This window comes from Acinetobacter tianfuensis, from assembly GCF_003611465.1.
GTDB lineage: Bacteria > Pseudomonadota > Gammaproteobacteria > Pseudomonadales > Moraxellaceae > Acinetobacter > Acinetobacter tianfuensis.
The window spans coordinates 1-4692 of record NZ_RAXV01000068.1 but is presented as its reverse complement, the minus strand read 5'-3'; the positions used below and the strand labels follow the sequence as shown (position 1 = coordinate 4692).

At 35.3% G+C, this 4692-nt stretch carries 6 protein-coding genes and 1 pseudogene; 4 read left to right on the top strand and 3 right to left on the bottom strand.

The window, feature by feature from the left end; genetic code table 11:
- A pseudogene (locus D7V32_RS16700) lies at nucleotides 1–582 on the top strand (MobV family relaxase); the annotation flags it as partial.
- Nucleotides 583–767: 185 nt separating this feature from the next.
- On the opposite strand, the gene D7V32_RS16695 reads toward D7V32_RS16700, so the two are convergent.
- On the bottom strand, nucleotides 768–1277 hold the full coding sequence (locus D7V32_RS16695; protein WP_106986753.1) for a hypothetical protein: 510 nt from the start codon (nucleotides 1275–1277) through the stop codon (nucleotides 768–770).
- 683 nt (nucleotides 1278–1960) lie between these two features.
- On the opposite strand from D7V32_RS16695, the gene repM reads away from it, so the two are divergent.
- A complete protein-coding gene (repM, locus tag D7V32_RS16690; protein ID WP_106986752.1) occupies nucleotides 1961–2878 on the top strand; it encodes a replication initiation protein RepM in 918 nt (305 codons plus the stop codon).
- Nucleotides 2878–3066 carry a hypothetical protein gene (locus D7V32_RS16685; protein WP_106986751.1) on the top strand — a complete coding sequence of 63 codons (189 nt, stop codon included), beginning with the start codon at nucleotides 2878–2880 and terminating at the stop codon, nucleotides 3064–3066. The genes repM and D7V32_RS16685 overlap by 1 nt, the downstream gene beginning before the upstream one ends.
- A gap of 93 nt (nucleotides 3067–3159) precedes the next feature.
- On the opposite strand, the gene D7V32_RS16680 is transcribed toward D7V32_RS16685, so the two are convergent.
- Both D7V32_RS16680 and D7V32_RS17865 read right to left on the bottom strand, forming a co-directional pair.
- Nucleotides 3160–3468: a Txe/YoeB family addiction module toxin gene (locus D7V32_RS16680; RefSeq protein WP_106986750.1), complete on the bottom strand. Its 309-nt coding sequence runs from the start codon at nucleotides 3466–3468 to the stop codon at nucleotides 3160–3162.
- Nucleotides 3443–3718 (bottom strand): type II toxin-antitoxin system Phd/YefM family antitoxin, encoded by a 276-nt coding sequence (locus tag D7V32_RS17865; protein ID WP_106986749.1) that lies wholly within the window; start codon nucleotides 3716–3718, stop codon nucleotides 3443–3445. The genes D7V32_RS16680 and D7V32_RS17865 overlap by 26 nt, the downstream gene beginning before the upstream one ends.
- A 422-nt stretch (nucleotides 3719–4140) precedes the next feature.
- Between D7V32_RS17865 and mobV the strand changes: the two genes are divergently transcribed.
- Nucleotides 4141–4692, top strand: a 552-nt coding sequence (gene mobV / locus D7V32_RS16670) for a MobV family relaxase (protein ID WP_171407695.1), incomplete at its 3' end; no start/stop codon positions are given.

Below are 4692 nucleotides of genomic sequence, written 5' to 3'. Positions count from 1 at the left end.
GAAAAATTGAACAATTACGAGAATGAACCAGGCATTGAAAAAGGACTCACCTATGAAGTGCCTGAACCTGAGTTTTTTGAATCTAAAAATGCCTACGGTGAGAGAGTTGCAAAGGCTATGATTGATCAGATATTTGATCAAATTGGACCGCGATTTGACAATGCTAACTTGCTGGCCAGTCAATCGAAAAAGTTAAAAAAAGAACTGTCAGATGCAAGAAGGACACTAGCTGAAGTACAGCAAAGAGCAAAACCGTATTTGGATATAATCAACAAATACAATAATCCGAATCTTACTAAACAATTTGATGAACAAATTTTTAAATTAGAGCAGAATTTTGATAGGCAACTAGAACATCATATATTTCTAAATGAACAACGAGAACAAGAAAGATTCAATCAACAACGAGAACTTAGAGAGCAATTACGCATAGAACAGGAACAGAAAAAACAACTGGCTGAGCAAGAAAGACAGGAAAAAGAGCGTTTGGCATTTTTAAGACGTCAAGAATTGGAAAAACAGAGAAAAAATGAACCCAAAAAACCTGATAACAGCAACGATAACGACTACTCCCCCTCATAACATCCATTTAAACGCAAAAAAACGGGGGTTTTAGCCATGTTTTGGGTTTCATGCATAAAAGTATAGTTGAAATAAATAAAATTCATTAGAACGCAAATGAAAGATTTTTAGCGAGTGTTTACGAGCATCACAATGAAATTTCGCTTAAAGAAAAGGCAAAAGATAGTTCTCTTTTGCCTTTGAAATTACATATTAATAGTAATAGAAATATTTTCTTGAGGAACATCAAAATAGTTTGCTAACAATCTTTTAGCTTCAGGAATTGATATTTTCTCTAATTCTTCTTTTGGTTTATTCGCTTGCTCTAAAACATTAGGTTCTTGCTCTAACTTATTGAACTGTAAATTTTCTAAGTCAATGTTTAGCTCTTCTAAAGTTCTATAAGCAACTGGGTTTCTATTTCCATCCCATACATTAGGAATAGAAATATCTGCATATTCAGAAATATTAATTATCCAACGACCTTGAGAGCCTTCTTCTTGAGATTGGCTGATACTAGATATTTTACCGATTAAAAAGGCTGTGTGGTGCTTTGCTTCAGGTTGACCCCAAGATTTATTTCGGTTTTGAACGCAAACCACGTAACTGCACTTTCCTGCATGGTGAGCGTTTAATCTCCAAGCCTGACTTCCTCCTTCTTTTAAAATTCTAGATTTTCCTCGAGCTGTTAAAACTACAACACACTGATTCTTCATTTAAACACCCTTAGTACAAAAATTTAATGCAAATAAAACTGCATGTACTAATATTAGTACATTCGGTTTTATTTGCATAGTACAATGAGGTACTATTCACTCTGAAATTTAGCTTTTTTTGCTCTTGGAGTATAGAACCTCATGTTTAAGTACCCGAGCGAGTGTCTACGAGCGATTGAGCAACATTAAAATTTCGCCCTTGTTTTTTCTCTGATTACAAAGTTTCCATTTCAACATTAAACGAGATTAACAGAGCGGAGCGAATATCTACGAGTGAAGTATTGATGCTTTTGCTCTTAAAAAAGCATGAGCATAGCGAATGCATTATTAGTGCTTTTGACTTTGCTTTTGCTCTTGAAACGACACGAGCGAAGCGAGTGCCATAGCCTTTGATTTTGACTTTTTCTGGGCTTTTAATGTTTTTAAATGCTTTTAAATGCTTTTAGGCTCTCTGAAACACTGTGATAGCAAGGCTTTTGAGCTTCATATCTATACATCTATAGACCCATATCTATACATCTATAGACCCATATCTATACATCTATAGACCCATATCTATACATCTATAGACCTTATCTATACATATTATTTTATGTATATTTACTTACGCTTTAATTTGTGTATATTGGTTTTGTCGTAAGGAGGATTTGATTGTGAGCCGTAATGTAGAACAGGAAAAAAATATGCTCATTGTAAAAGATAACGCCTTAATTAATGCCAGTTACAACTTAGAGCTTGTGGAACAACGATTAATTCTATTAGCGATTATTGAAGCAAGAGAAAATGGAAAGGGTATTAATGCAAACGACCCATTAACAGTACATGCAAGCACATACATACAAACATTTAATGTTGAGAAACATAGTGCTTATACAAGCTTAAAAGAAGCATGTAAGAGTTTATTTGCAAGACAATTTAGTTATGAGGAAATAAATAAAAATGGAAATTTGACACAGTATACAAGCCGATGGGTATCAAAAATCGGCTATACAAAAAATGAAGCAACTGTAGAAATTATATTTGCGCCTGATGTTGTTCCTTTAATTACACGCCTTGAAGAACATTTCACAAGTTATGAGCTTGAACAAGTTGCACAGCTTCAAAGTAAGTATGCTACACGGCTATATGAAATATTAATTGCGTGGCGCAGCACTGGTAAAACCCCAGTACTAACTATTAATGAGTTTAGAAAGCAAATAGGTGTTATTGATTCTGAATATAAAATTATTTCCAATTTTAAGTTACGTGTATTAGAGCCATCAATTAAGCAGATCAATGATTTAACAGATATTGACGTGACGTATGAACAGCATAAAAAAGGGCGGACAATCACAGGCTTTTCATTCAACTTTAAGCAGAAGCAACAAGCAAAGAAAATAGAAACTAATATAGATCCGGACACAGCCGATCTATTCAAAAAAATGACAGATGCACAACGACATATGTTTTCTCACAAACTGTCTGAGATGCCCGAAATGTCGAGATATTCCCAAGGTACAGAGAGCTATCAACAATTTGCCATTCGTATTGCTGAAATGCTTTTACAACCTGAGAAATTTAGAGAGTTATATCCTCTTTTAGAAAAAGCAGGATTTAAGTAATGGTCGAAAAAGAAATAACAAAATTTGAGAAAGAAATTTTGCTCCAAGAAAAAATTGAGCAGCTTGAAAATGAACTTAAAGAATTTTCTGATCTTCAAAAAAAAGTGTATAGCGATCGACTTCAAAAAAGTATCGTGGGTTTAGAAAATAGAATTCAACGAATCAAAAAAATGCTTTATACAACCTAAAAAGTTGTCAGGGTTTTACAGCTTTTCTAATAAAAAAGGCGCAGATCAGTATCCACGCCTTTCAATTTATATAGTCTTAAATATTACGAGACATTAGTCATCGTAGTGGTATCTGCATGAAGCAATATGCAAAACACCCTTCTCATACATATATACAAGACGGTGTTCTTTCGTGATACGTCGAGAAATAAAACCGGAGAGATTTTCTTTTAGAGGTTCAGGTTTCCCTGTGCCAGAAAATGGCGTTTTCAATGATTCGTTAATCAGATCATTTACTTTGCTAAAAATTTCAGGAGAGGTTTTCAACCAATATTGGTAGTCATCCCAAGCATGGTCATCCCAGCTTAGAGCTACATTTTCTTGCGCTTGTTTCTTGTTACGTTGCTTCTGTTTGGCAGTCATTTTCTATCAGATTCCTTTTTGTGGTCTGACCTGCCTTAATTCGAGCGACGGATTCTAATAATCTGTTTGCATTCTTCTTTGAGCTCAACAAGTATATCGTTTCCTTCATACCGTTAAAATCATCCAATGACATTACAACTACAGGATTACCTCGCTGTCTAGTTATCACAGTTGGTTCGTGATCTCGACAAACGTCTTCCATTACCTCCTTAAAGCAAGCCCGAGCTTGGCTAAAGTTAAGTATTTGCATTTTGTTTTCCTTCCCTATAAACAGGGATGATAAGTTGTTAAAACTAAAAATCGTTCTAGATGTTCTTCTAGGGATAAATTGTTAAAACCATATGTGCACACCATTTTGTGCGAGGTGGTCATCAGCCCATGTAGAGCCGATCAAGATATGAAATGGATTATACATCACAAAAAAAGATTGTACAAGTATTGGTACAATCTTTTTTCAATAAAAAATTAATCACCAAAACATAAAATCAAAAATGAGTTGAATGTTTTGTTTCAAGATAGTCTTTTTAATGGGGGTTAAGGGGGGAATCCCCCCTTACTCATGAACTTTCAATATACCTTTAGGTTATTTGAAAGTGGAGTGAGTCCACTTCACTATCGCAAAGCTCAAAAACCTCTGCTATCGTGTGCTTTTTGCGGTGTCGGATTTCTCCAATGTCATTTGCTATTTTGCGTATTCAGAAACTCAAGTCATTTGCCGATGTTGGAGGCAGTCTTTCGCATAATTATCGCAATCGAGAAACGTTAAATGCCGATGATGCTCGTACACATTTGAATGAGCATGAGCTAGATACAAACGAAAAATGTATGACCGCTATTCGTGATCGTATTCCTGAAAAAAGACGTAAAGATGCAGTTTTGTGTATTGAGCATTTGATTACAGCGAGTCCGGAGTGGGATGGCTGGGGAACTGAAAAAGAAACTGCATTTTTTGAGCAATCAAAAAAATGGCTCGAAAATAAATACGGTAAAAATAATGTCGTCAGCACCACCATTCACCGTGATGAAACAACTCCTCACCTTGTCGCCTACGTTGTTCCAGTGGACGAAGAAACAGGACGATTGAATGCTAAAAAATATATCGGTGGATCTCGACATACACTTTCACAGATGCAGACTGATTTTGCAGTTGAAGTAAAAGATTTAGGATTAGATCGGGGCGTACAGGGGAGCAAAGCAAAACATACGTCTATTCAAGAATATTAT